At 39.6% G+C, this 23,191-nt stretch carries 28 protein-coding genes and 1 pseudogene; 18 read left to right on the plus strand and 11 right to left on the minus strand.

Annotation, left to right across the window (positions count from 1 at the left end):
- Positions 1-148 precede the first annotated feature (148 nt).
- The gene (locus tag KNQ12_RS13840) at positions 149-652 is read right to left on the minus strand and encodes a DUF2199 domain-containing protein (RefSeq protein ID WP_214749531.1); all 504 of its coding nucleotides are present in this window, start codon (positions 650-652) and stop codon (positions 149-151) included.
- Positions 653-786: 134 nt separating this feature from the next.
- Here KNQ12_RS13840 and KNQ12_RS13845 point away from each other — a divergent pair, with 134 nt between their 5' ends.
- The 6 genes from KNQ12_RS13845 to KNQ12_RS13870 all read left to right on the plus strand — a co-directional run bounded on the left by KNQ12_RS13845 (position 787) and on the right by KNQ12_RS13870 (position 4,698).
- Positions 787-1,404, plus strand: coding sequence for a hypothetical protein (locus tag KNQ12_RS13845; RefSeq protein ID WP_214749528.1), 618 nt, complete (start codon positions 787-789; stop codon positions 1,402-1,404).
- A gap of 27 nt (positions 1,405-1,431) precedes the next feature.
- A complete protein-coding gene (locus tag KNQ12_RS13850; protein ID WP_214749525.1) occupies positions 1,432-2,004 on the plus strand; it encodes a hypothetical protein in 573 nt (190 codons plus the stop codon).
- A 571-nt stretch (positions 2,005-2,575) separates the two neighbouring features.
- Entirely contained in the window at positions 2,576-3,160 is a 585-nt protein-coding gene (locus KNQ12_RS13855; RefSeq protein WP_214775468.1) for a hypothetical protein, read from the plus strand.
- Positions 3,161-3,227: 67 nt separating this feature from the next.
- On the plus strand, positions 3,228-3,845 hold the full coding sequence (locus KNQ12_RS13860) for a hypothetical protein (protein WP_214749519.1): 618 nt from the start codon (positions 3,228-3,230) through the stop codon (positions 3,843-3,845).
- A gap of 32 nt (positions 3,846-3,877) precedes the next feature.
- Positions 3,878-4,273 carry a hypothetical protein gene (locus KNQ12_RS13865; RefSeq protein ID WP_214749516.1) on the plus strand — a complete coding sequence of 132 codons (396 nt, stop codon included), beginning with the start codon at positions 3,878-3,880 and terminating at the stop codon, positions 4,271-4,273.
- A 44-nt stretch (positions 4,274-4,317) separates the two neighbouring features.
- Positions 4,318-4,698 (plus strand): DUF5412 family protein, encoded by a 381-nt coding sequence (locus KNQ12_RS13870; RefSeq protein ID WP_214749513.1) that lies wholly within the window; start codon positions 4,318-4,320, stop codon positions 4,696-4,698.
- A 90-nt stretch (positions 4,699-4,788) separates the two neighbouring features.
- On the opposite strand, the gene KNQ12_RS13875 is transcribed toward KNQ12_RS13870, so the two are convergent.
- Positions 4,789-5,076: a hypothetical protein gene (locus KNQ12_RS13875; protein WP_251055866.1), complete on the minus strand. Its 288-nt coding sequence runs from the start codon at positions 5,074-5,076 to the stop codon at positions 4,789-4,791.
- A gap of 222 nt (positions 5,077-5,298) precedes the next feature.
- Here KNQ12_RS13875 and KNQ12_RS13880 point away from each other — a divergent pair, with 222 nt between their 5' ends.
- The 6 genes from KNQ12_RS13880 (at position 5,299) to KNQ12_RS13905 (ending at position 8,508) form a co-directional block, all read left to right on the plus strand.
- Positions 5,299-6,006: a hypothetical protein gene (locus KNQ12_RS13880; protein ID WP_251055865.1), complete on the plus strand. Its 708-nt coding sequence runs from the start codon at positions 5,299-5,301 to the stop codon at positions 6,004-6,006.
- Positions 6,007-6,141: 135 nt separating this feature from the next.
- Positions 6,142-6,801, plus strand: a complete 660-nt coding sequence (locus tag KNQ12_RS13885; protein ID WP_214749510.1) for an Imm26 family immunity protein — start codon at positions 6,142-6,144, stop codon at positions 6,799-6,801.
- A complete protein-coding gene (locus KNQ12_RS13890) occupies positions 6,749-7,480 on the plus strand; it encodes a hypothetical protein (protein ID WP_214775470.1) in 732 nt (243 codons plus the stop codon). The genes KNQ12_RS13885 and KNQ12_RS13890 overlap by 53 nt, the downstream gene beginning before the upstream one ends.
- Positions 7,481-7,532: 52 nt before the next feature.
- Entirely contained in the window at positions 7,533-7,712 is a 180-nt protein-coding gene (locus KNQ12_RS13895; RefSeq protein ID WP_214749504.1) for a hypothetical protein, read from the plus strand.
- Between the two features lie 105 nt (positions 7,713-7,817).
- Positions 7,818-8,084, plus strand: a complete 267-nt coding sequence (locus tag KNQ12_RS13900) for a suppressor of fused domain protein (protein WP_214749501.1) — start codon at positions 7,818-7,820, stop codon at positions 8,082-8,084.
- Positions 8,085-8,223: 139 nt separating this feature from the next.
- Positions 8,224-8,508: a hypothetical protein gene (locus tag KNQ12_RS13905; RefSeq protein ID WP_214749498.1), complete on the plus strand. Its 285-nt coding sequence runs from the start codon at positions 8,224-8,226 to the stop codon at positions 8,506-8,508.
- On the opposite strand, the gene KNQ12_RS13910 is transcribed toward KNQ12_RS13905, so the two are convergent.
- The 3 genes from KNQ12_RS13910 to KNQ12_RS13920 all read right to left on the minus strand — a co-directional run bounded on the left by KNQ12_RS13910 (position 8,490) and on the right by KNQ12_RS13920 (position 11,447).
- Entirely contained in the window at positions 8,490-8,996 is a 507-nt protein-coding gene (locus tag KNQ12_RS13910; protein ID WP_214749495.1) for a helix-turn-helix domain-containing protein, read from the minus strand. The two genes, KNQ12_RS13905 and KNQ12_RS13910, sit on opposite strands and share 19 nt — an antisense overlap.
- 288 nt (positions 8,997-9,284) lie before the next feature.
- On the minus strand, positions 9,285-10,328 hold the full coding sequence (locus KNQ12_RS13915) for a Fic family protein (protein WP_251055864.1): 1,044 nt from the start codon (positions 10,326-10,328) through the stop codon (positions 9,285-9,287).
- Between the two features lie 279 nt (positions 10,329-10,607).
- On the minus strand, positions 10,608-11,447 hold the full coding sequence (locus KNQ12_RS13920; RefSeq protein WP_214749492.1) for a helix-turn-helix transcriptional regulator: 840 nt from the start codon (positions 11,445-11,447) through the stop codon (positions 10,608-10,610).
- Between the two features lie 119 nt (positions 11,448-11,566).
- On the opposite strand from KNQ12_RS13920, the gene fabF reads away from it, so the two are divergent.
- Both fabF and KNQ12_RS13930 read left to right on the plus strand, forming a co-directional pair.
- On the plus strand, positions 11,567-12,805 hold the full coding sequence (fabF, locus tag KNQ12_RS13925) for a beta-ketoacyl-ACP synthase II (RefSeq protein WP_214749489.1): 1,239 nt from the start codon (positions 11,567-11,569) through the stop codon (positions 12,803-12,805).
- A gap of 642 nt (positions 12,806-13,447) precedes the next feature.
- Positions 13,448-14,917, plus strand: a complete 1,470-nt coding sequence (locus tag KNQ12_RS13930) for a caspase family protein (protein WP_214749486.1) — start codon at positions 13,448-13,450, stop codon at positions 14,915-14,917.
- A 300-nt stretch (positions 14,918-15,217) separates the two neighbouring features.
- Here the strand turns inward: KNQ12_RS13930 and KNQ12_RS17240 are convergent, their stop codons facing one another.
- Together KNQ12_RS17240 and KNQ12_RS13940 are read right to left on the minus strand one after the other, a co-directional pair.
- On the minus strand, positions 15,218-15,418 hold the full coding sequence (locus tag KNQ12_RS17240; RefSeq protein WP_353047633.1) for an IS3 family transposase: 201 nt from the start codon (positions 15,416-15,418) through the stop codon (positions 15,218-15,220).
- 19 nt (positions 15,419-15,437) lie between these two features.
- A complete protein-coding gene (locus KNQ12_RS13940; RefSeq protein WP_353047634.1) occupies positions 15,438-15,878 on the minus strand; it encodes a DDE-type integrase/transposase/recombinase in 441 nt (146 codons plus the stop codon).
- Between the two features lie 795 nt (positions 15,879-16,673).
- Between KNQ12_RS13940 and KNQ12_RS13950 the strand changes: the two genes are divergently transcribed.
- Together KNQ12_RS13950 and KNQ12_RS13955 are read left to right on the plus strand one after the other, a co-directional pair.
- Complete coding sequence (locus KNQ12_RS13950; RefSeq protein WP_241492372.1) at positions 16,674-17,174, plus strand: C39 family peptidase; 501 nt, start codon at positions 16,674-16,676, stop codon at positions 17,172-17,174.
- A 78-nt stretch (positions 17,175-17,252) separates the two neighbouring features.
- Entirely contained in the window at positions 17,253-18,437 is a 1,185-nt protein-coding gene (locus tag KNQ12_RS13955) for a hypothetical protein (RefSeq protein WP_214749481.1), read from the plus strand.
- A 98-nt stretch (positions 18,438-18,535) separates the two neighbouring features.
- Here KNQ12_RS13955 and KNQ12_RS13960 read toward each other — a convergent pair whose 3' ends face one another.
- Both KNQ12_RS13960 and KNQ12_RS13965 read right to left on the minus strand, forming a co-directional pair.
- Positions 18,536-19,207, minus strand: a complete 672-nt coding sequence (locus KNQ12_RS13960) for an IS3 family transposase (RefSeq protein WP_214749478.1) — start codon at positions 19,205-19,207, stop codon at positions 18,536-18,538.
- Positions 19,208-19,483: 276 nt separating this feature from the next.
- A pseudogene (locus KNQ12_RS13965) lies at positions 19,484-19,964 on the minus strand (DNA/RNA non-specific endonuclease); the annotation flags it as partial.
- A 453-nt stretch (positions 19,965-20,417) separates the two neighbouring features.
- On the opposite strand from KNQ12_RS13965, the gene KNQ12_RS13970 reads away from it, so the two are divergent.
- Complete coding sequence (locus tag KNQ12_RS13970; protein ID WP_251137752.1) at positions 20,418-20,678, plus strand: hypothetical protein; 261 nt, start codon at positions 20,418-20,420, stop codon at positions 20,676-20,678.
- Positions 20,679-20,681: 3 nt separating this feature from the next.
- The gene (locus tag KNQ12_RS13975) at positions 20,682-20,972 is read left to right on the plus strand and encodes a type II toxin-antitoxin system RelE family toxin (RefSeq protein WP_058266069.1); all 291 of its coding nucleotides are present in this window, start codon (positions 20,682-20,684) and stop codon (positions 20,970-20,972) included.
- A gap of 311 nt (positions 20,973-21,283) precedes the next feature.
- On the opposite strand, the gene KNQ12_RS13980 is transcribed toward KNQ12_RS13975, so the two are convergent.
- Both KNQ12_RS13980 and KNQ12_RS13985 read right to left on the minus strand, forming a co-directional pair.
- Entirely contained in the window at positions 21,284-22,099 is an 816-nt protein-coding gene (locus KNQ12_RS13980; protein WP_214775472.1) for a hypothetical protein, read from the minus strand.
- A gap of 160 nt (positions 22,100-22,259) precedes the next feature.
- Positions 22,260-23,168, minus strand: coding sequence for an STM4504/CBY_0614 family protein (locus tag KNQ12_RS13985; protein WP_214749472.1), 909 nt, complete (start codon positions 23,166-23,168; stop codon positions 22,260-22,262).
- Positions 23,169-23,191 lie beyond the last annotated feature (23 nt).

Genomic DNA, 23,191 nt, shown 5'->3' on the forward strand with positions numbered 1-23,191 from the left:
TCCGATCCGCAAGTGAAAAGTATGACGTTATCATTGGCACTTGATCAGTTAGAAGACATTGAGATTCCTGAAAGAACGCATATTTTGATCACGAAACAGAGTAAAAACTAAAAAGCCGCTGATCCACAGCGGCTTCAGTTTATTTGGTTCACTCTTGTGCATAGACGATGTCTGCGATGGCATGGACCTGAGCAAGCGTCATTTCGGAATAGAATTCGATCGACAAAGGATGATCCGTCGGCTCGAGTTCAAAGAAAGGGAGTTGACCGGTTCCTTCATCATGAACCATCACTTTTAAGTTGACGGTATCCGGGTAAGCGGGTAGATCGCTTGAAAACCAGCCGAACATCGGCTCCTCGATGCGAGGACGTTTCTTCTCGATGAAGCGAGCGAAGTTTTCGGAGCTCAGGCTAACCCATGTAATCCACCAGAAGGGTTCGTCTTGTCCAGCAATCGGGAGTTCAAGAATGCCCTTCAAGAAATAATGCGGACCGTTCAGTTCTAAGACACACCACGTATCATGCATCTCGCTTTTCGTTTCTTGCTCTTTCTCAGACATTTGTTCGTAGTAGACCGGTCCGAGTGTTTCATATTCAGTCGGGAGTTCATCGTGTCTCTCGCCACAGATGGCGCAAGGCATAAGTTTTTTCACTGGAATCACCTCTAAGTTGGGTTATGTATGTCTCGTTGTCGAACGTTAGAAGAGAGCATACTTGTAGTGTAACACCCGTTAGTAGAGAATCCTGATGAAGACCGTGACAATCCAGAGAAAGTGAGGGGATTAACGTGCACATTTACATCGAAGAACTGCAAAATCATGCGAAGACGATTAAAGAATATCATCTGACAGTGAAAGGACAAGACCGAATCACATCCATTTTTTCTTTCGAGTATTATGACGATGATTCAAAAGAAGATGAAGTCATCTCTTACGAAATAGTGTTAACCCAGTTATTCTCGCGGTTAAATCGTTTTCCAATCTATCTCTCTTTTGGATTCCATGAACTGACTGATTTAGAAAAAGAAGATTTGCTGTCTACGGCTAAGCACAAACAATTACCGTATACAGAGATCCTAATCACTAAGCGTGAAAGATATATGACCGTCGAAGTGAATCAACCGACTGACTTATTGCAAATACTAGCGAAGACCATTTCAGTGGCTAGGAACAACGGTTACTATTTGATTGCTTTCACCGATGTATTGAAGTTTGAAACGAGGAGAGTAAGACGGTGGCTGATCAAAAAAGAGAGAGTAGTGCCAGTAATCGATATGACAAAACCGACGACATTTTTCAAAACCGGCTTTGATTTCGAGAATGTGCTGATCTTTTCGAATGAAACAGATTTCCATGCATTAGAAAAAATAGAAGCACTGTTTCCAGAAGATGAAATCGAGCGGTAGTAGAGAGATTAAGAGGGGAGAGGGAACATGTTGGATGTCTATTTTGAGAAGCATGTGGATCATGCAAAAGTGATCAAAGACAGATGCTTATATATTGATCAACCTGAACGTATCAACTTTATCTATTCGATAGACGGTATTCCGGAAGATGAAACAGGAAGTTATCAAGAGGCATCGAATCGAGCATTGAAACACTTTCTGATGCGGTTAAATCGCTTTCCGCTATTTGTTACGTTTGGTGGTGATCTTATCAATGAAAAAATAGAACCATTTTTTCAGAAGGAAAGTCTGTTGTATAAAAAGATTCAACCAGATAAAAGCAGTCCTTATTATAGCCTTCAAGTAAACAATACGAGCGAACTTGAGCGTCTGCTTGACGAAACGTACGGGTATGCAGCTGAAAACAATTTTTACTTCCTATCCTTTACGGATCTCCTGACGTTTGAGCAGAGAATGATTAAGAGATGGTTTTCAAAAAAGAACGAACCGTTCCGGTCATTCATGCGACGAAAGAGATGTCATTCATCACGATGGAGCATGATTTCATGGGCTACTATCTATTTTCGAATGAAGCTTGTTTTGATAGTGAGGACAAGGTAAAAGCATTTCTTCCTAAAGGAGAAGGCATCGAATACTAGGATTGATATCCGCACGGCTGATGTAAAGGAGGACGATCATGTTTGGGATCAGTATGACTCTAAAAGAAGTACCAGAAAACTAAAAAGAGATTCTCCCATTTCCGAGTCACGTCCAACGCTTTTTAAAAGAAGAATTCGCAAGTACCTCCAATCGCTGTAATCAATCGCTGTAATCTCTTGATTAATCTTGATCCTTACGGCGATAAGGTGTTTGGAGCGAGCGAAGTGAAAACTAAGAAGCCGCTGATCCATAGCGGCTTCAGTTTAAATGGTTCACTTTGAAGTTTGAAACGAGGAGAGTAAGGCGCTGGTAGATCAAAAAAAGAGAGAGTAGTGCCAGTAATCGATATGACAAAACCGACAACATTTTTAAAACTGGCTTTGATTTTGAGAATGTGCTGATCTTCTCGAGTGAAACAGATTTCGATGCATTAGAAAAAATAGAAGCACTGTTTCCAGAAGATGAAATCGAGCGGTAATAAAGTGATTGAGAGAGGAGTGGAATCGTGTTGGATGTCTATTTTGAGAGGCATATGGATCACGCACAAGTGTTCAAAGACAGATACTTGTACATTGATCAACCAGAACGTATCGACTTCATCTATTCGATGGGGTGTCTACCGGATGAGACTAAAAGCGACTATCAAGGCGATTCAAATCGAGTCTTGAAACAATTTTTGACGCGTCTCAATCGCTACCCGATTTTCATCACGTTCGGTGGAGGTTTTACGGACGAGGAGGTCGAGCCGTTTTTTCAAAAGCACAACCTATCGTATACAAAGGTTCGCCCCCATAAGAACCTGTATTATAGCGTCCAGGTACATGATGCGACCGAACTGGAGTTGTTGCTAGATGAGACCTATTGGTATGGGGCTGTGAACGAAGACTTCTTTATATCGTTTACGAATCTCCTGACGTTTGAGCGGAGAATGGTCAAAGGATGGTTTTTCAAAAAAGAACGTACCGTGCCTGTCATTCGTGCGACAAAAGAGATGTCATTCATCACGATGGCACATGATTTCATGGGCTATTATCTGTTTTCAAATGAATCCTGTTTTAATACCGAAGACAAGGTGAAAGCCATCTTTCCTGACGATGGTACCATTGAATTCTATTGATGAAACCAGCAACTCGATTTAGTTGGATGATGTAGATGGATCAAACAGAGTGAGTGGAGGGATTTCCATGTTATACATCGATCTCGAAGAACATACGAATCATGCAAAAGTGATCAAAGACCGTTATCTCGATATTGATCCACCGGGTGCTATTAAGTCGATTTATTCGATGGGATGTCTTCCGAATGACGAGAAACGAGACTATCAACATGATTCCAATGAAGTACTGAAGCATTTTTTGACGCGTCTGAATCGCTTTCCAATATTCGTCACGTTCGGTGGTGGTTTTACCAATGAAGAAGTGGAACCGTTTTTTCAGAAGGAAAATCTGTTCTACACAAAGATTCAATCAGATAAGAGCAGTCCTTTTTATAGCGTTCAAGTGAACGACGCGAGCGAACTTGAGCGTCTGCTGGACGAAACGTATTGGTATGCGGCAGTAAACGATTTTTATTTCCTATCGTTTACGAATCTCCTGACGTTTGAGCGGAAAATGGTCAAAGGATGGTTCTTTAAACGAGAACAGATTGTTCCCGTCATTCATGCGACGGAAGAGATGTCATTCATCACGATGGAGCATGATTTCATGGGCTACTATCTGTTTTCAAATGAAGCCTGTTTTGATAGTGAGGACAAGGTAAAAGCATTTCTTCCAAAAGGAGAAGGCATCGATTACTATGAGTGATATCCGCACGGATGATATAAAGGAGGACGATCATGTTTGGGATTAGTACGAGTCTAAAAGAAGTGCCAGAAAACGAAAAAGAGATTCTCCCATTTCCGAGTCACGTCCAACGCTTTTTAAGAGAAGAATTCGCAAGTACATCCAATCGCTGTGACCTCTTGATTGATCTCGATCCTTACGGCGATAAGGTATTTGGAGCGAGAGAAGTAAACGAGTTGATTGGAATTTGCGAGCTGCTTATTCAACGCTATTGCACACCAAAGGAAGCGTGGAGGATGAATCAAGCGAAATATTATGCGAATGAGCCGTGGATGATACATCCGTCAGATGAGCGAATCATGGAACTACATCAATTTTTAGAAGTGTTGAAGCGGATGTGTATCGCGTCTGTCCATCAGAACGCGTTGATTTGCTTTTGGGGAGACTGATTGATTGAATGTTGAAGAATATATAAAAATTGGAGTTTTGAAAAGTGAGAAAAAAGCTGAAGATAACGGGAATCATAGCAGGTGTATGTCTTTTGATATATGTCGTGTGGACAATCTACCGACTATTTTTCTTGGTTGATATCAATGTTGTACCAAAAGAAGAGTATATCTCGAAAAGCACTTCGCCCGATCAGGCGTACACGATTCGCTTTTACCGCGCGAATGGTGGCGCGACGGTGGATTATGCGATGCTCGGTATTATGGAGAATAAGAACGGAGACAAGCGCAGAATGTACTGGGAGTATCCTTGTCGCGACATAAAAGATGTGAAGTGGACGAAGGATACGGTGACGATCAATGGCACCAAGATTAAGATATGGAGTCAAGTGTATGACTTCAGAGAGGGCATATACGAAGCAGATTAAGAGGAACATGGGGATGATGGTATGCATTCAGCAAATTTTGACGTGGGATCATGACGTAGTTGTCAGAAACCAAGCATGCAAGGATGATGCTTACCGATTGCTTGGTTTCTTCAACAAATAACGAGGCGGTGGACCGAAAGATTGCTCCGCTTCGAAATACGCCAATTCGCCTGGAATACAAGAAATGATCGAGGCGAATCCAAAGCCGATGGCGTGTTTGAGTGCCTCACGGAGAGGTAACGTTTTCCCGCTAATCAGCTCGTTTTCTGATAGACAATAGCACGTATCCGGTGCACCATACTGTTTCAACAAATCATACGTATCGTCTGGCCATGAATTAGGTGGTTTGATTTCAATCAAATAATCATTCTTCAGCATGCTTAAATATCGGTGATCTAACCGCTGAAGCGCCATATCTCTTTTTTTTGGCGTGAACAATTCATGTAGAACGCGCTCTTGAACGCGCTTGACAAAAAATGATTAGACGAGTACTCTTTCTTGTTCTTTATCCATGTTTTCGTTTCCTTTCTACTCAATTTAGCGAATCAAATCCATTACATACACTCATTGAATTCATTTTACATAAAAAGGAGCCAATTTATGAGCTACCTATCTGCGGGATATTATCTTATTCTGCCAACTCCTCGAAAAGAATACATGGACAAGGCTGTTGTTCATGAGTCCGTTCTATCCGTAAGTGAATGCATCTGTACACACTATCCTGACATCAGTATCTTATGGGGAAACTCGGAAGTAAAGAAAGACCGTTATATGGAACAACTCGGTCTCTCACTTACCACCTTTCAGTTACTTGAACAATGGATAGAAGAACGTCGGAAGACAGGAGATATGTTGTTTCCTCAAGTGTTCTCTAACTTAAATGCTGCGCAAACGTTCGTAGATCGTTTTTTGAATCATCTCCCTGACATACGTATCATCAGCATCGGTTTGTCTGAACAGTATAAAGTGGATTTTCTGGAAGATGTAGCGACTTTTAGTAGTAAAAACCCTGAACCTTATGGAGTAGAAAAAATGGTATCACAACATCTCAGCCCTGACACGGACGGTGCCAAAAAAATCGGGTACGAAGTGATAGGATTTGATTCGGGATCATTTCATTCGTATTTGTGTAACGGACTGGAACGCGATTTCAATCATCATTTCAACACTTTACTAAACAGCCATGGTTTGATCCATACGTTCGAAGAAGCGGATCGTTACTCAGATTATTGTAATGAATTAAACGAGGCGACAGAAGCAGTTTTATGGCTGCCGTGGGCGATTTTTGAATATGAACGCAGTAATTAAAAGTAAAGATGCTGCTAATCAAGTAACAATCTTTAGCGTAATGGATCAGGAGGATAAAAAACAATAGAATCGACCGAACAATTAGAACAGCATGTAAATCAATTAAGAAATACACTTTATGAATTCGAAAAGAAGATGGAACGTAAATTTTCGATTGAGGAATGGCGGTACTTTCTGGAGAACGGATTAAATAGTCTTTTGAGCACACGTGAAGACACACAGCAAATGATTTCAAAGCTCTCCATTCAAACGAAAAAAAGGGCTACTCGTTGGAAGCTATCATCTGGAGTTGTCTATGTCATTCCGTTACCTCGACTTGGAGGATACGGATATGCAGAAATTAGAGTCTCAAAAGATAAAAACTTTGAGAGTGGAGAAATAAATTCTATGAAATACGTTCAATACTACAACCTTAGAACAGAAACGATTCTTTCCCTTTACGAGTTAGATCAAAAAAAGCCTGAGACTTGTATCATCATGGATACAGGACAACAGGGAATAAGAGAAGGGGAATGGAAAACGATCGGAAAAAGGCACCGGGAAGAAACGTTTGAGACGCCATTACTATTTGGTAGTGTACCTAGCTTAGATTCTGATGAAGAATACTACTACATTACTCGAGGTATTTTTGGAGAAAGAATGTTTGTGGAAGAGGAAAAGGCACGAGCGGTAATCAATCCCTCAGGAGCGTGGGGTGATCGAGCAGCTGTATACGAATTCGAAGACCGATTGAAAGAGTTGAATGACTTTAGAAACACATTATATGATGATGAGGAACAAACTATTGGAGAATAAAGAGCAATTAGAACTGTATGTAAATCAATTGAGAAATACACTTCACGAATTCGAAAAGAAGATGGATCACGAATTTTCTGTTGAAGAGTGGCGTTACCTGCTCGAACATGGATTAAATAGTCTTTTGAGCACACGTGAAGACGCACAGCGAATGATTTCAAAGCTCTCCATTCGAACGAAAAAAAGGGCTACTCGTTGGAAACTATTATCAGGAGTTGTCTATGCCATTCCGTTACCTCGACTTGGAGGATATGGATATGCAGAAATGAGAATATCTAAAGATGAGAATCATGAGACTGGAAAACTAGAGTCTATGGATTACATCCAATACTATAATCTTAGAACAGAAAGAATTCTTTCACTTCATGAGTTAGATAAAAAAAATCCTGAACCTTGTATAGTCATTAGAACGGGTTACTATGGTATAAAAAATGGGGAATGGATTGTACTTGGAAGACGCTATCGAGAAGAAGGAACATTTTCAACTCCGTTGTTATTTGACACTTTAGAATCGAATGATGAAGAGTATTTCATCACGAAAGGCTTATGGGGAGAGAAAATTTTTGTGGATGAAAAAGAGGCTAAAGCAGTCGTAAATCCATATGGTTCAAGTGGGGATATAGCTGCTGTTTACAAATACGAAGAACGATTAAAAGAAATCAATGACAACTTGAAATGACCATTTACATTGTAATCACAGAACAGTTTAGAAGTATTAAAGCGATACCCAAATGACGATTTATTTAATGAATGATCTTGATCATTTAGAACAGCATTTTGGAGAACTTACAGAAGCATTTCCAATCGAGGAACTTGAACAGAAGCACGTACAAAACTTGAAATTCAAAGATGCACTATTCAAGGAGAACTATACGATTGAATCCATTGGATTACTTTTCCACCCACTTTGAATGGAAGACAGTTCACTGATGCATCAAGAAATAATGATGTCAGCGGAACAACCAGACATTCAGAGTGAGGTCAATTTTCTACTTTACATTTGACTGAATTACGCCATGAGAACAGGACATGCATTTGATGTAGCAGAATACTACCCACTCCCTGAAGGAATATTTGAGAAGTATCAGTTCTCCTCTGTTTATGTCACAAGTCCTGTGTACTTTGATGAATCCATCTGCCTATTTGAAACAGATGCTAATATTGGGAACGAGCCAGATACCGTATTACCAGTCTGGTTCGTACCGATTTTTGAATCTGAGGAGAGATATATTGAAAAACACGGAGCGGATCGATTTGAACATCTTTTGATTGAGCTTGTTTGATTAAAAAAATTCAGAGATTTGTATTCAGAATAAATACGGAATGGAGTTCAACTATTTTAAGACTACATTGCAAGAACAATATTAAGTTTGGAAATCGATGAGATAGGATTAATCATTGTAAAGAGTAAAGGAGATTGAAATGAAGAGCCTTCACATCCGTTATATCATAAAAAAGCTTGAAATGGTTTTAGAGAACCAGCTTACGAGGGAAGAGGTATCAGACTGGGCTTACGCACATATGATGACTTTAGAAAATAAGGAAACGACAAGATATGAAGAGTTGGTCTTTGATTGCCTAACTGTAGTATATGGGATGGATTTACCTAATGATTCTTCTGAATATCTTCATTGCGAAGAGGATATACGCGACTGGATAAAAAGATTCGAAAAAATCGAAAGTAGATATCAACAAAATAAAAAATAGCATTTAGTTAAACCGTAAAAAAATATAGAAAAGCGATCGTGCGTATAGTCATGTATCTCTTGTAGTTTACTCTTAGAAGTATAAATTGCGTGATTAGATAGATTGATTAAATCAGAGTATTTTTCGTTATCTATCAATAAATCAAAGTAAAGAACATACGCTTCACTTGAAATAATGTCGTCATTAGAAATATTCAATACTTTATTTAATAATTTTTCTTTGGTCGCATAACTATATGTATCAGTATTTGAACAAACTCGATCTAGAATCGCATAACAAATTTCATTATCATCGTCCCCTGATTCTCCTGAAAAATAGCTTAAGGGCAGATTTAATCTAGTCGAGATAACTTCTAAGATTTTTTTAGATGGTATAACTTTCTCATTTTCAATCATACTTACGTAAGCTCTTGTCATTTCTCTACCAGCAAGCTGGTTTTGTGATAAGCCCATTTCTTTGCGAGCTACTCTAATTTTTAATCCGATCAAAATAAACTTCCTTTCTCAGATACGACGATGAGTTAGCCATATTTATAGCTTAAAAGATTCAACGTTCGAATTAAAGGAAATATTAGTTTTGTTGTAATTTGATGGATATTTTGATTGTATTGATATGTTTAAAGCCTATAATTACAATAGAAAATTATTGTGTATATTATATTGTGTGGAAGAACAACGGACAAAAATCCCTCCCTTTATATGTAAGAGAGGGATGGGCTAATCTAAATTTATAGGACATTATAAAAAGTTGTTACATTAAATCCAGTTTTTAAACTCTTATATTTTATTCCATTTCGCACTCCGACCAAGACCAGATGGGGCAATGATCCCCTCGTCACGTAAGTCGCGCAATACACGATTGATCGTCGCCTCACTGATGTCGGGACAAGCCTTCCGAACGTCTGCCTTCGTGAACGGTGTGATGCGTCCTTCGACGAAACGACGAATCCGATTGTTCTTGTTCTGACTACTTGTCGTGACTAATCCAACGCGATCTTCGAGTTCTTTGTAGGCAGCGAGGATCGTACTCAGCAAGTAGTTGATCCAAGGGAACGGATTCTGTTGGTTCTCGTGCCAACGCACGGAGGAGAGACGAAGTGACTCATAATAATCTTCCTTCCGTGATTCGACGATCTTCTCAAGACTGATGTAGCGTCCGACTTCGAAGCCGTACTGATAGAGCAGCAAGAGGGTCAATAACCGTGCCATCCGACCATTCCCGTCGTTGAACGGATGAATCGATAGGAAATCGAGGACGAACAGGCTCGTCAGGATGAGCGGGTCGATGTCTTCTTGTTGCCTGCGCTCACGAAGGCTGTCGCATAATGCCTGTATCGCTGCCGGGGTCTCGAACGCAGGGACAGGGGTGAAGCGCGTCCGGCGCGTGCCATCCGGGAACGTCTCACTAATCTCGTTGTCGACGTTCTTCCACCGCCCACCTTCGACGGGGACAAACTTATAAAGTTCTTTGTGTAGTTGCAACAAAATATTTGCATTAACCGGGATGTCTTCGGCTGAAGCGTGGATCAGGTTGAGGACGTCGCGGTAACCAGCAATCTCTGCCTCTGAACGATCGGCAGGGTCGGCTGACTTCGACATAATGGTTTGGAGACGACTTTCCGTGACGATGATTCCTTCGATCGCATTCGATGCTTTCGTCGACTGGATGACGGCGACATCGCGTAAGGTGTTGAGGATTTGAGGCGCTTGCTGTTTATAGAGATCCTGCTTGCCCTTATACTCATTGATCCGTCCAATCAAGCGGACGGTCTCCATCGGCAGGGCGAGGTCTTTGAGATAGGTATATGTATAGTCGCGCATGCGTCGAACTCCCTTCACGAAATAGATCATATAAAGTTAAACATACTCATTTTCATAGTGTTTGACTATGTTTAAACTTATTATAATGTATTTAAAGTCGTTCATACACGCATAAACATAGTCAAATCATCTTATTTTGACTATGTTTATTTATTTTTGACCACGATTACTTTTCAATCCGAAAATTGAACGATCCTGACTGATTTAAAAACAATCCTGGCATTGAAAGTGTCTCGACGATCGCTCGCAGGCTTTCGTTAGTTTTCAATTCCTTCGAATTCACTGAGCTGAGATCAATCGTTTCAGTTTTTCTTCTGTACCGGATTCCTCAACAGGTGTATAGATGCTACATCGCAAGTCGTCTTCTCCCTGTACTTGGAGGGAGGTCAAGTCGAATAGCATCTTACCGACTTTTCCGTGTCGGAATTCAATCAGGATTTCCGGAGCCTTACTGACCTGACTCTCCATCCAGAGTGATTTGAATTCAGGATACGTATCACTCATCTCCTGAATGAAGGACGTATACCATTCATCACCAGAGTATTGACCGTAGTATGCACGGAAAATGGACAAGAACCCTTTGGCGAAATGTTCCCAGTTTCCAGCAAGTACTTTGAATTCTTTCTGTGAGAACAAGAGGCGAATGAGGTTACGCTGTGATTCTGGAATGGTCGCGAAATCTACGAACACATGAGCCGCTGCCGGATTCCAGCCGACAATATGGCAGTAACGATCCGTGACGATCGTCGGACACGTCGTCAAGGCAGACAGAATTTTTTCAAGTGACGGACTGATGGTCGTAGGGGAAGCTTGGATTTTCCTACTGACGATCTGCGTCCCTAATGCTAAATCGTACAAATATTCGTGTTCATCCCTTTTCAGACATAACGCCTCGGCGATACAGTCCAGGACGCTTCTAGATACCTTAATATCCCGTCCTTGTTCTAGCCAGGTGTACCATGTCGTACTGACGCCTGCTAATTGAGCGACTTCCTCTCTTCTTAAGCCAGGCGTTCTTCTTCTTGATCCGGGCGGCAGCCCTACCGACTCCGGTTTGAGCTGTGCTCTTTTCGTCTTCAAAAAATAGGATAGGGCTTCTAATCGATTCGAGTCATCCATATGATCTTCTCCTGACTTCTCTCCATTCAAGTATCAATGATAATAGGATAAACGAACACTTGTAATAGGATATATGACACGTATGATTATCTCATACTATTACGAGGGAGTGAAGAAACATGGAGCGCGTAGTGATTACAGGAATGGGTGTCGTCTCACCAATCGGAAACGACGTGGAGTCCTTTTGGAATAATATGATTGCTGGAAATTCAGGTATCACGGAAATCAACACGTTTGATACGACTGATTTCAAAGTAAAGATTGCAGGGAGTGTAAAAAACTTTGATGCGGAAAAGGTGATTGGTAAAAAAGCCGCTCGTAACCTGGACCGCTTCGTCCAGTTCGCATTAGCGGCTGCTGATCAAGCCTGGAACGATTCTAAATTAGGAGAATCTGATCTGGATCGGGAAAGACTTGCTGTATATGTGGGGTCAGGTGTAGGGGGCATTGAAACGTTGATTGATGGTGTTCATGCTTTGCACCAAAAAGGTCCGAGACGGGTCAGCCCGAGTCTCGTACCTTCCATGATGTCTAACGCAGCAGTTGCTCAGATTAGCATCAAGTGGCAAGCGATGGGACCTTCCATGTCACCTGTATCCGCATGTGCTATCGGAAACACGGCTATTGGTGAAGCATATCGACTTATTCGAATGGGAGAGGCTGATGCTGCATTCGCTGGTGGAACGGAAGCGGGCATCACGGAACTGTCCATAGCAAGCTTCGGTAATGCGACGGCATTATCTACAAGAAACGAAACACCTGCTGAAGCGAGTCGCCCTTTTGACGCGACACGTGATGGCTTCGTGATGTCAGAGGGGGCAGGCATCTTGATCCTAGAATCGTTATCACACGCGAAGCAACGAGGTGCGTCCATCTATGCGGAAGTCGTCGGATACGGAGCAAGTTCAGATGCTTATCATATAGTGGCGACTCATCCTGAGGGTCAGGGAGCCTATCTCGCCATGAAGCGTGCCGTCCAACAGGCAGGGATTGAGACGAATGACATCGATGTGATCAGTGCCCATGCGACGAGTACGATTGTCGGCGATCAGTCCGAGACACGTGCGATTAAAAAATTATTTGAGGAACATGCGAACACACTCCCGGTGACGGCGAACAAATCCATGTTGGGTCACATGCTCGGTGCTGCCGGTGGGGCGGAAGCGATCGCACTTACGAAATGTTTACAGGAAGGAATCATTCCACCGACGATTAATCTTGAAGTCAAAGATCCTATGTGTGACCTGGATTATGTGGCAGAAGGGGCTCGTTCGGTGGAATTAGAGTACGGATTATCCAATTCTTTTGGATTCGGTGGTCATAACGCCGTCATCGTCTTGAAAAAATATATGGATTAAGCATCAGAGTCTCGGTTCGGACAAAAGAGCTCCATATGTAAGTACCTACTTAAAAAAGATTGTAAACATTTCGACATCGAAATGTTTACAATCTTTTTTAAGTATTCAACTCTTAGTAAATATTAGCGATTAAAGGATCTTTAATGATGCCGTATCGTCCTTCATCCGACGATTCGTGACACGTTCTATCTTTTTTGTAACAACGCGATGCGATACATCAATTTAATCAGATTTCGCTTGATTAAGGACATCGTGATCTAGATTTTTAGTAATCCACCTTCTGAAGGAAGGTTTAAATCCACACCTAAAACACCACTGTATATACTGTCATTTTAATTCTAGCTTTTTCATCACATCGTCAAAAGAGAGGGTTTCTGATTGATTTTCATGTGCTTCTTTAGCGTCACGATAAAGCTATAGATCTATATCGTCTTCGATGCGATCGAGGACGAGCGTGGAAGTCGTTATGTTCTTTGCTTTTTGCATATTCCTTGATGAGGCGTGTATCCTCATCATCCCATTTGTAATACATTGTAATACAAATTGAATTTTTAGTATAGATACGAACTCTATGCATTTAGATTCAGCGTAAAGTACTTTACAATAGTAAGAGATGGATAAAGATGAAGAAGGTAGGGGATTATGGTGTACAAGGCTTTATTGATAGCAGTCAATGAACAACGAAGTAGTAAAATCAAGACTCTTCCCAATACTTTAAATGACGTGACAGAAATCAAGCGATTATTAACGGAAGAGCCAGCTGTTTTTCAACAGTCAGATGTCCTAACCTTAAGCGGTAACTTAGCTACTAAATCTATGATCGATCACGCACTGAAGGGCCTCTTTAGTGATGCCTCATCAGAGGATGTCTTATTTTTATATTGGGCAGGGCATGGAGGATTCGATCAAAGTAATGCTTATTTTATTCCGTATGATGCCGACGAGGCTACCATAAGTAATACTAGTATCAATATGTCTGACGTAAAAAAATATATTGACGAAACCCCTGCTCAAACGGTCTTGAGTTTCTTTGATACATGTCATAGCGGTGCATTATTGAGAGGAGTTTCAACCACTTCAATTGATGCTTTAATGAATCGAGGACTAGATATTAAAGGTTCAGGAAAATTTGTCGTTGCAGCATGTACCGAAGATCAGTTTGCCAAGGACAGAGGCAAACATGGCGTATTCACGGATCACTTGATTCATGCTCTTGAAGGAGGAGCCACAAATCCCAAAGGGGAAGTGGACATTTATACGCTTTATTCTTATGTCAGCCAAGCAGTCACTAGTGAGTTCTCAGATCAGCATCCTGTCTTAAAAAGTACGCTTTCTGGAGCACCGATCATTATTAAATACACGAAGGCGAGAGAACATGAGACACAACAACAGTTCGTATCGCAGTCAAGCGCAACACGTCGCAAAGTGGACACATCGGGTGATTGGTTTTTAATAGGAGATTTACGCGCACGATATCATTCTTATCGTTATAATAGCGCTACTACGACATATTCTTTGATACTAAAAGCTACTTCTAACGCTAGAAACATTGAAATGGAACTTAAACAAATGTTGAGAACAATCCGACCATTTGCTATTGAGGATGGTGCTGAATATGTTCGAGTAGAAGATGTGGACGTAGTAGTGATTGATGGAGAGAAGACCATTAATCTTACACTCATATCTAGTCAGAATCGAAGTAACCATATGTTCAATGACATGACGATCAACGGTATTACTTCTGATGAGATAGCAAAACTAAGAATTGAGCGCTTCATTTTCAATCAAGAGATTCCAAGCCACGTCAAAGCTACCCGTTCAGATGGAATGATATATGGGTCGTCATCCGACTATCCAGTGTCAGATCGCTTGATTCCAGAATTACTCGAACAGCAGGTCGAACCAGAATGCATCAGACTTTACATCATTGCTGTCCTAGTATTTAAATCTATCTTGTCTGAGGTGAACGAAGTCAGTTTAGTTATCCAAAATAACACTATCGACCGCATCACTATTAATGGGAATCGTCCACGCATTTATTCTAACGTAGCTCCATCGAACATCACGGTAGATCACCCAGTTCGTTTTCCGATGCCGATGATAGATAAATAAGGACCTACGTAGTTGTAGATGATGTTACAGTGATGAATTTTGGTGACTTAAAAATTTAGTTTGAGTGGATATGTTTATTTAAATAACCACCCCTACGATATCTTCCAGTTTTGCAATAAAGTCGATTCATATTTGTTATAAGATAAAGAAAAACGAATATTTTCAAAGTAAATCCATCATAATTAATTGTGATGGATTTACTGTCGTATCAACAGATATACCCTCTTAAAAACACTTCTACTTCAAAACTTGAACTGAGCCCTACAGTTTGCACAGTTTAATAAAAGCACCCTTAGTGTTTTAAGCTGCTATGAGATGGCTTCGGTATTGTACCGGAGTCAACTTTTGTAGTTTCCATTGTCTTCGTTCGCTATTGTAAGCATCGACCATGGTACAGACCTCATCGAGGTCAGATGCTAATTTATAATCGACATAATCTTTCAAGTGCCCAAAGAACGATTCCATCGGGGCATTATCCAGGCAGTTTCCTCTACGAGACATGGATTAAAGCATTCCCATCTCACGGATGCGTATAATGGAATCCTTGATCGGAATGTATCATGGCTTCCGGGTGTATATTCCCTTGAAGTCGTTCTGCGAGTTTATTTGTTGTATGAAGGACGAGTTCCATATGGAGGCTTTTAGATACATGATGTGCCATAATTTCACGTGTAGCGATATCCTTCACACAAGAAAGATAAACAGTTTGGCCAGATCCAATACGGAGATAAGTGATGTCTGTGACGAATACTTTACCAGGCTCCTGCTGATCGAACCGACGGTTCAAGTGATTTGGTGCCGTCTTATGTTCATATGTCGCTTTAGCGATTTTACGGTAGGCGTTCTGCCTACGGATTTTCGTCACGATTCCAAACTTCCTCATGATACGCAAAATACGTTTATGATTCATCGGCCCGCCGATAAGATCAAGCATCTCCATGTAAAGACCACGATAGCCAATTTTCCCTAATGACGATCATGAGCATATTTCAGAAGGAGGTAGTCCGCATAGTCGCGTTTTTCCCGAAGGGAAACACTATCTGTACGTGCGAGCCAGGCATAATAACCGCTGCGGCTCACTTTAGCGAGCATACATAGATCCGTCATGAACCGACTCGACGATTGTTTTCGTAAGACAATATTGATTGCCTGATAGCGTTCAGATGCCGTTAGTTTCGGTACTTCGCCTCTCTTTCGAGAACTTCTAGCTTTTTTAGTAATTCATTCTCCGCTGTGAGGTACTTGATTCGTGCTTCAGCTCTTGCAAGTCGTCGTTCGACAGAATCATCTTTTATCAAGTGTCCACCATTCAGGGTTCAGTTCAACTCTTAACAATTAAAAAAGGTTTTTAGCTTTAAATATTCGTAAACGAATATTTAAAGCTAAAAACACAGAATATACTAAAAACAGATTTACTTTTGTTTTAATTTACACTATATAATTATCTCCGAAATAATAATATTACTAATTTACCACTTATTTCTTTAAGTGGAAATTTAAGGAGGTAATTATTTCTATGAAAAAAAGTATTGGAGCGTTAGCATTATCGACAGCAGTATTAAGTGGAGTTTTTGCTTTACCAGTTGCAACTGGAGCAGAAGGTACTGGTGATTTACCTACATTAACGTAAGATGCTCCAACAGTTGAACAAAAAAAAGCTGAAAAAGAAAAAGAAAAGCAACTTAAAGAGTTTATTGAAGAACGTAAAGCTCAAGAAAAAAATCCTGGAGCTGTAGCTGGTGGATTTTATAAAACGATTTCAGTTCCATCATTTGAACAATCAACAAATTATTATTGTGGTCCAGCTACTGTAAAACAGGTCTTACACTTCTTTAATAAAACCTCATCTTCTCAAGGTACATACGCTTCAAGACTTGGAACAACTACTTCTGGTACGGATTTCTCTTTAGTAGACAATGTTTTGAATAGTTCCCAATCAGAAAATACTTTTGTATATAAAGATATCGGAACTTATTCAAATTGGGGAGCAAACATTGATTTAAATCTAAAAAACGATTTCCCAACTGTTTTAGATTTAACAATCTCACCATCAAACATGCCAAAGTATACAATTAATATTTCAGGACACATCTTAAATGTTTCGGGATCAGATTCTACTAAGGCATCACCTCTTATTCGTTTAACTGACCCATTTGATCAAGGAAATCGTAGTGTAACTTTAGGAAATGTTTGGCATCCACATTCTGGTGTTTATAAAGCAAATGCTGCACACTTCCGTCAAGCAATGATTTGGTAATATTAAAAGCGCGAATGAGGTTTAAACAATCCTCATTCGCGCTTCGATTGTATTCTTAAAAAATAAGGAGTATTTTTTATGAAAAGAAAACAATTAACATTTTTTGTTTCTGCCATTGCCTCAATCAGTATTGTATCAGCATGTTCTTTTTCTCCTGAAAATAAAATGACAGAGCGTATTCCAGAAGATAGTGTTGCTCCAACAAAGAATCAAAAAGAAACAAAAAAAGAAGATATTCCGGATTCTACTGCATCGGATAAAACAACTATCAACAAGTTAGAACATGTACCATATGATCAATCGATAGGAAAAGTTAATACTTATAACTTATCCTCATTTTTTAAAGATAGAGTCGTCACAATTGCTCCTGAATTCATACATAAAAATCACATTTTCTATTACGACAATAGAGAAGGGCATAAAAATTTAATCTATCGTTATGATATGAATAAAAAACAAAATATATCTATTTATTCCACATCTAAGCAATTTGGAATGATGACAGGCACGAATAGCGCATTATTTTGGTTAGAATTAAATGAACCAACTGAAGTAGGAATCAAATGGGCCGTCATGAAAATGGATGTAGAAACTAAGCAAGTTAAAAAACTTGATTCAGGAGAGAGTCGGTTTCAAACAATGCCTCCATATATTGAAGTCGCTAATGGAAAAGCAACTTGGATTACACATGACGCAACAGAAACTGAGACAATATCTTATCTCAAAACATTTTCTTTATTAAAAAATAAGACTAGCACACTTCAAACTTTTAAGTTAAAAGAAGGTGAACAGCGCGAAGGTATTTTCCCGTTTGATTATCGCGAAAGTGACGCTGGTCTAATCATTCATAAAAGTACATTTAAAAAAGGGAATAAAAATCCTACACTTGAGACAAAAGATGGAACATACAAACAAGCAATGAACGGTTTAATTGATTTTGATCGAGGCGTTAATTATGTTGCTCTTGGTCAAGAAGGAAAAGCACTTTTCCAAAATATTCACAATCCAAAAAATAATCTTGAATTTTTAACTTCAGATCCTCGCTTGACCGCTGATGCATTCAATTTCATTTCACCAAACCGTGTAGTATTTCGTGAAGGTATGAATCAACTATTTTATGCTGATCTCAAGAAAAAAACAGTTTCGCCATTAACTAGTTATGATGAAACTACGACAAAACCAAAGCTTGTAGATAACAGATTAATTTATGCAGTTTCAGGTTTGCATAATATTAAATTTAAAGTATTAACTTTAAAAAAATAATTTTATTTTTGAACAATTGAATTTAAACCTGAATGGTAGAGACTTGATAATGAACTGAGCCCTACAGTTTGGACAGTTTAATAAAAAGACCAAGTTTTCTATGCTGCGATCAGATGGTCCCGATATTGTTTCGGGGGCATCTTTTTTAGGTTCCATTGACCGCGCTTACAGTTGTAATAGTTGATGTAATCCCCGACCATCTCTCGGACCTCCTCGATTAACCCGCACGAACGGTTGGCCACATAGTCCTTCAAATGACCGAAGAACGATTTAATCGGTGCGTTGTCGAGACAGTTGTCTCGACGTGACACGGACTGAATCAGTCCGAGGTTGCCAACGAGTCGCTGGTAGTCCGGATGGATGTAGTGGAAGCCTTGGTCCGAATGAATCATCGCCTCGGGATGTCGCTTCTCTTGGAGATGTTCTTCGAGCTTTGTCATCGTCTGAAAGACGAGGTCCATACGAAGGTCCGTGGATAGTTTGTATGCCACGATCTCGCGTGTGGCGACGTCCTTCACACAAGACATATAGACGTTCTCGCCGGAGGTGATGAGGAGATAGGTTATACCGGTCACGAATACTTTCACGGGCTCGCTCTGCCAGAACTCGCGGTTCAATCGATTCGGCACGACGCGATGCTCGTGCGCCGCCCAAGAGAACTTTCGATAAAAGTTCATCCTCCGGATTTTGGTCATGATGTTATATTTGCGCATCAGTCGGAGAATCCGTTTATAGTTGATCGGGAAACCAAGGATAGCGAACACCTCCATGTACAGCCTCCCGATAATCGAATTTGCCTTTATGGCTATCATGGATGTTCTTGAGGAGTGTCGCATCTAGATGATCTTGCTCTTCCCGAAGGGACTCCGCCTCGGAACGGTTCAACCAAGCGTATAGCCACTGCGGCTCACTCCGTCGATCTCACATAATGGGCGGAAAAGCTTCTTAATCTGTGCGATGCGGATGACAGTGTTGATGGCCTCATATTTCTCTTTTCTCTGATGCTGTTAGTTCTTATGTTTCGCCTATTCGATTGGATGGAGGATTCATTCTCCGACCATGCCGTCGTGGTCGTTGTCCCGCATATATTGGTATAGCCAGTGCTTCTCCGTGATTGGCATCGCGAAGCCCGCATCCTTCGCCTCCTGGATCGTCACCTGACCATTGCCGTCATCGACGCGCGAGACGTCCTCATTTTTTTGCGGTATCTGGAATCGACTTCGCTGTCGTTTCTGTTTTCGTCTCTTCTTCTTTGTCAGACCAAGTGCAACATTTGTCTCGTCCGGATTACCGTTCTTGAACCGATCGACGACGTTATTCTCTTGGACCGTGTAGGTATACTGAAACGCGGATGGGATCATCGTCGACGTATCCGGATAGGTAATCTGAGTCTTGAAGTTCGTCGTGCCACCCGTCTTGCGGATAACGTCCTCCATGTACGTCTGATCACCAGGACGGTTCAAGGTGCTATCCTGTGTTGTGATGTCGTAAATTCGAGACGCCACCGAGCGAATCAGCGATGGTGTGTCAGTCAATCGATACCGTGTTGAGAGTATTGGAGAAGGGGCGAATTTTACAGTTAATTCTATAGATGGAGACTTGAAAGTAAACACAATTCTTGGTCTGGATGATGTGAACTCGAATGCATTTTTTAGTGAGGATGGCGATGTATTAGAGACTCAAGCAGATGTAAAATGAAAGATCATTTAATAATCTTTTGATTACGAATTAACGTATACTCAGATTAAATAGCATCTAACAAACAATAGAGAACTAAATAAATGAGAACCCTATTTTTTTGATTTTATTCTAAAAAGAGAAGTTAATATAGACATTATAAGAATTGAAAGGAGTGTTTAAAAGACTTTTAAAAGTCTTTTAAACGATGTATACTAAAGAAAATAAGAGGAGGGCATGATAATGGGACTGCGAATACTTGATATTCCAACCACTTCTATATCTGACGTGAAACGATCTCCTATGGAAGCATTTCAAAGAGCAGATCGTGAAGCAGCCGGCGTATATGTTTTTAACCGTGAAAAAGTTGCGGGCGTCATGTTGACGCAACAACAGTACGAATCACTTAATAAAGAAATCGAAGAGTTGTACAGCCGATTAGATGATTTGACTGTTGAGATGCGACTATCTAACAAAAATCTCCGCACCTATACCGATTCAGAAGTCCGTGGAGAACAAGGAACTCATCCAACGACTATTGATGAAATGGATGGGTGGGAGTGATCATTGTATCAGCTTGAGTGGACGCAGTATTCGAAAGAAGATTACGATAACCTCGATGGTAGTCAAAGGGTATTCGTAGATAAAGCATTGAACCGCATCGTTTCTTTAGGAATGGCAGCAGGACAGCCGCTCAGTGGGAACTTGGCACATTGCAATAAATTAAAAAACAGAAAGATGGGGTTACGCGTTGTTTTTAGAGAAGTAGAGGGTAAACTCCAAATCATTCAAATTGTAGCAATTGGTAAACGAGATAAAGATGAGATTTATAAAACAGCAGAACAACGTTTAGATTGATAATTAAGAAAAGGATCAACGTACAGACACTTTAAAAGTATCTATACGTTGATCCTTTTTGTCTTTTTTCGTAGGAAAGGACGTTTAAAAACACATTGATAAAAAGGTGAGTTAATGAACTTTAAATTGTGTAGTAAATCAACTGAATACACATTTGTGAAAGACTAACTATTTTTGTATGCATAATGGTCGTTAAACAGACATAGAATTATATATTGAACTTAGCATGTATATTGGCATTTTATTAATTATAAAAGTTACTAATTTAATTATTTATATAAAAAATAATAAAAAAACTGCATAGGGAAAATTTAATCAGAGTAAACATGAAGTATCTTTTCGAATTTATACCAATCTTCCTGTGAGTTTCTTAACCATTTTATAGGTAAGCCATAGTTTATATTAGCATCCAAAGTTCCCCCAATGTATTGCTTAGTCTCTCTAGTAGGATTCTTCAAGATGTTAAGCAATTCACGTTGAAATTCTGAATGACTATATTTTTTATTAGTTAAATTGTTGCTTCTGTTTTTTCCTTCAAGATGTTTAAGGATCGAAGGATTATATAATCTTTCTCCTTTTTTATACTCAATCCATCCTCGTCTTGTTATAGGATCTACTAAATCTCGATTCAATGCGTAACCAAGTATACTTACTTTCCAATCGTGATCGATGAATTTAAACGGATTTTCTTCAAATTCTTTTCCTTCAGGTATTCCTTTTAATATGCCAATAACATAAATTTGCGTTCCGAAATCAGTTATTTTTTGCTTTTCAACTAAAAGCCATCGTGAAGAACTCCGACTGCCTTTAATATCTGTTTTAAATTGAAAAGTCCGTTTTTCTTTATTCACTATAATAGTAGACATATCATGTCCATTATCGTGAATGTGGGGATCATTCCAAATTTCAAAATCAACGAGAAAGCTAATATTAAAGTTTTCTTCCAAAAAGTGTTGAAAACCATACTCTACTACTTTGCCAATGACATGATCTGCAATAAAATCGTTCTTATTTCGAATTATGTCTTTTCGTCCGAATTGCTTCGTACTTGCTGCTTTTAGAGCATACAATTCCTGAGCAAAATCAAAGCAACTGTTTACTTCCTCTCTAGAAATGTTAAGCTCCACTTTAAAAGGACTAGTTTTCAAAGGTAATATCCTCCGCTTTTTCATTCGATTATACAATAAATACCATAAGAAGATGTTGATACTTGATATGATCAGGTGAGATTGCGTTATTTTTTTGAACACATATTAAAAAGGGCTGAAAATCAGCCCTTTTATTCTACTATTTATTTGTTAAATGATTTTCATGTGTTTTGATTAAAAATGTTATGTTCGTCCCTGCCAAATTAAGTGCATATTGCGTCAAATGATCAGGTATAGCAATGACGCTCATACCCTGACCATGACTAGCTTCTTTATTCCTAATTGTAGGTAGTCCCTCTAATGTTGTTTTTAAGGAATTAAGTTGTGTTTGATAATAGCTTGGCAGGAAGTCGTTGGAGAACAATGTATTTACTAACGCGGAAGCAGTTCCTTTTCCAAAGTCCCAATTATTCAATTCGCAAATACTTTTCATCGTACTCTCAAATGCTTTTGCTACGGAGAGAATAGTTGCTTTGTTATCACCATTCTTATAGTGATTATAGGCTTCTTGATACTCATTTAAAGCTCCACTAAACAAAGGATTATGCATAAGAATCAAAGCAGGTTTTACTGCTTCGTTATAAAGTACTGTTGAGCTGATAGGCAATATTCGATCTTTTACATAATCTAAGCCTATACCGTTTTCTTTGAATCTTGCATTTAATTTATTGATTACGTGCTCTTTGGGAAATCTGAAGAAATGCTCTCTTCCTTGTAATTGAATTCTTGTTGTGACAAGCAATTCAATGATATCTACCACCCAATCGTCTTCCTCACAATTTAAAATGAACTCTAAGCAACTTTTGACCGGCTCATACTCATATTCTTTGCACGTTGGAGCGTTAGCAAACGAAAATAAAGCATGATCTGCACAAATTTTATCATGGACCCATTTAAATATGCTTTTTATATACTTAAAATCAATCGAATCATCTGTAGAATAGACTTCTTTTATCAGATGATATGCTTGAACTCTAAATCTCTCTGAAAGCCCTGAATAAGGAAGTATTTCGATTTCTCGTGGATTATTTCTTTGTGAAAAAAGCATGATATACCTCCAGTAGCTTAAAG

It is taken from the genome of Exiguobacterium sp. s11, from assembly GCF_018619015.1.
Taxonomy (GTDB): Bacteria; Bacillota; Bacilli; order Exiguobacteriales; family Exiguobacteriaceae; genus Exiguobacterium_A; species Exiguobacterium_A indicum.

Bases quoted from the DNA above. Each gene is read 5' to 3' on its own strand.
- KNQ12_RS13890 (WP_214775470.1), top strand. From the start codon at position 6,749: ATGACTTTAGAAACACATTATATGATGATGAGGAACAAACTATTGGAG.
- KNQ12_RS13860 (WP_214749519.1), top strand. From the start codon at position 3,228: ATGTTATACATCGATCTCGAAGAACATACGAATCATGCAAAAGTGATC.
- fabF (WP_214749489.1), top strand. From the start codon at position 11,567: ATGGAGCGCGTAGTGATTACAGGAATGGGTGTCGTCTCACCAATCGGA.
- KNQ12_RS13970 (WP_251137752.1), top strand. From the start codon at position 20,418: ATGGAAGCATTTCAAAGAGCAGATCGTGAAGCAGCCGGCGTATATGTT.
- KNQ12_RS17240 (WP_353047633.1), bottom strand. From the start codon at position 15,418: ATGTCTCGTAGAGGAAACTGCCTGGATAATGCCCCGATGGAATCGTTC.
- KNQ12_RS13865 (WP_214749516.1), top strand. From the start codon at position 3,878: ATGTTTGGGATTAGTACGAGTCTAAAAGAAGTGCCAGAAAACGAAAAA.
- KNQ12_RS13955 (WP_214749481.1), top strand. From the start codon at position 17,253: ATGAAAAGAAAACAATTAACATTTTTTGTTTCTGCCATTGCCTCAATC.
- KNQ12_RS13880 (WP_251055865.1), top strand. From the start codon at position 5,299: ATGAGCTACCTATCTGCGGGATATTATCTTATTCTGCCAACTCCTCGA.
- KNQ12_RS13900 (WP_214749501.1), top strand. From the start codon at position 7,818: ATGAGAACAGGACATGCATTTGATGTAGCAGAATACTACCCACTCCCT.
- KNQ12_RS13905 (WP_214749498.1), top strand. From the start codon at position 8,224: ATGAAGAGCCTTCACATCCGTTATATCATAAAAAAGCTTGAAATGGTT.
- KNQ12_RS13895 (WP_214749504.1), top strand. From the start codon at position 7,533: ATGACGATTTATTTAATGAATGATCTTGATCATTTAGAACAGCATTTT.
- KNQ12_RS13915 (WP_251055864.1), bottom strand. From the start codon at position 10,328: ATGCGCGACTATACATATACCTATCTCAAAGACCTCGCCCTGCCGATG.
- KNQ12_RS13960 (WP_214749478.1), bottom strand. From the start codon at position 19,207: ATGGAGGTGTTCGCTATCCTTGGTTTCCCGATCAACTATAAACGGATT.
- KNQ12_RS13875 (WP_251055866.1), bottom strand. From the start codon at position 5,076: ATGCTGAAGAATGATTATTTGATTGAAATCAAACCACCTAATTCATGG.
- KNQ12_RS13985 (WP_214749472.1), bottom strand. From the start codon at position 23,168: ATGCTTTTTTCACAAAGAAATAATCCACGAGAAATCGAAATACTTCCT.
- KNQ12_RS13930 (WP_214749486.1), top strand. From the start codon at position 13,448: ATGGTGTACAAGGCTTTATTGATAGCAGTCAATGAACAACGAAGTAGT.
- KNQ12_RS13855 (WP_214775468.1), top strand. From the start codon at position 2,576: ATGGATCACGCACAAGTGTTCAAAGACAGATACTTGTACATTGATCAA.
- KNQ12_RS13885 (WP_214749510.1), top strand. From the start codon at position 6,142: ATGGAACGTAAATTTTCGATTGAGGAATGGCGGTACTTTCTGGAGAAC.
- KNQ12_RS13850 (WP_214749525.1), top strand. From the start codon at position 1,432: ATGTTGGATGTCTATTTTGAGAAGCATGTGGATCATGCAAAAGTGATC.
- KNQ12_RS13920 (WP_214749492.1), bottom strand. From the start codon at position 11,447: ATGGATGACTCGAATCGATTAGAAGCCCTATCCTATTTTTTGAAGACG.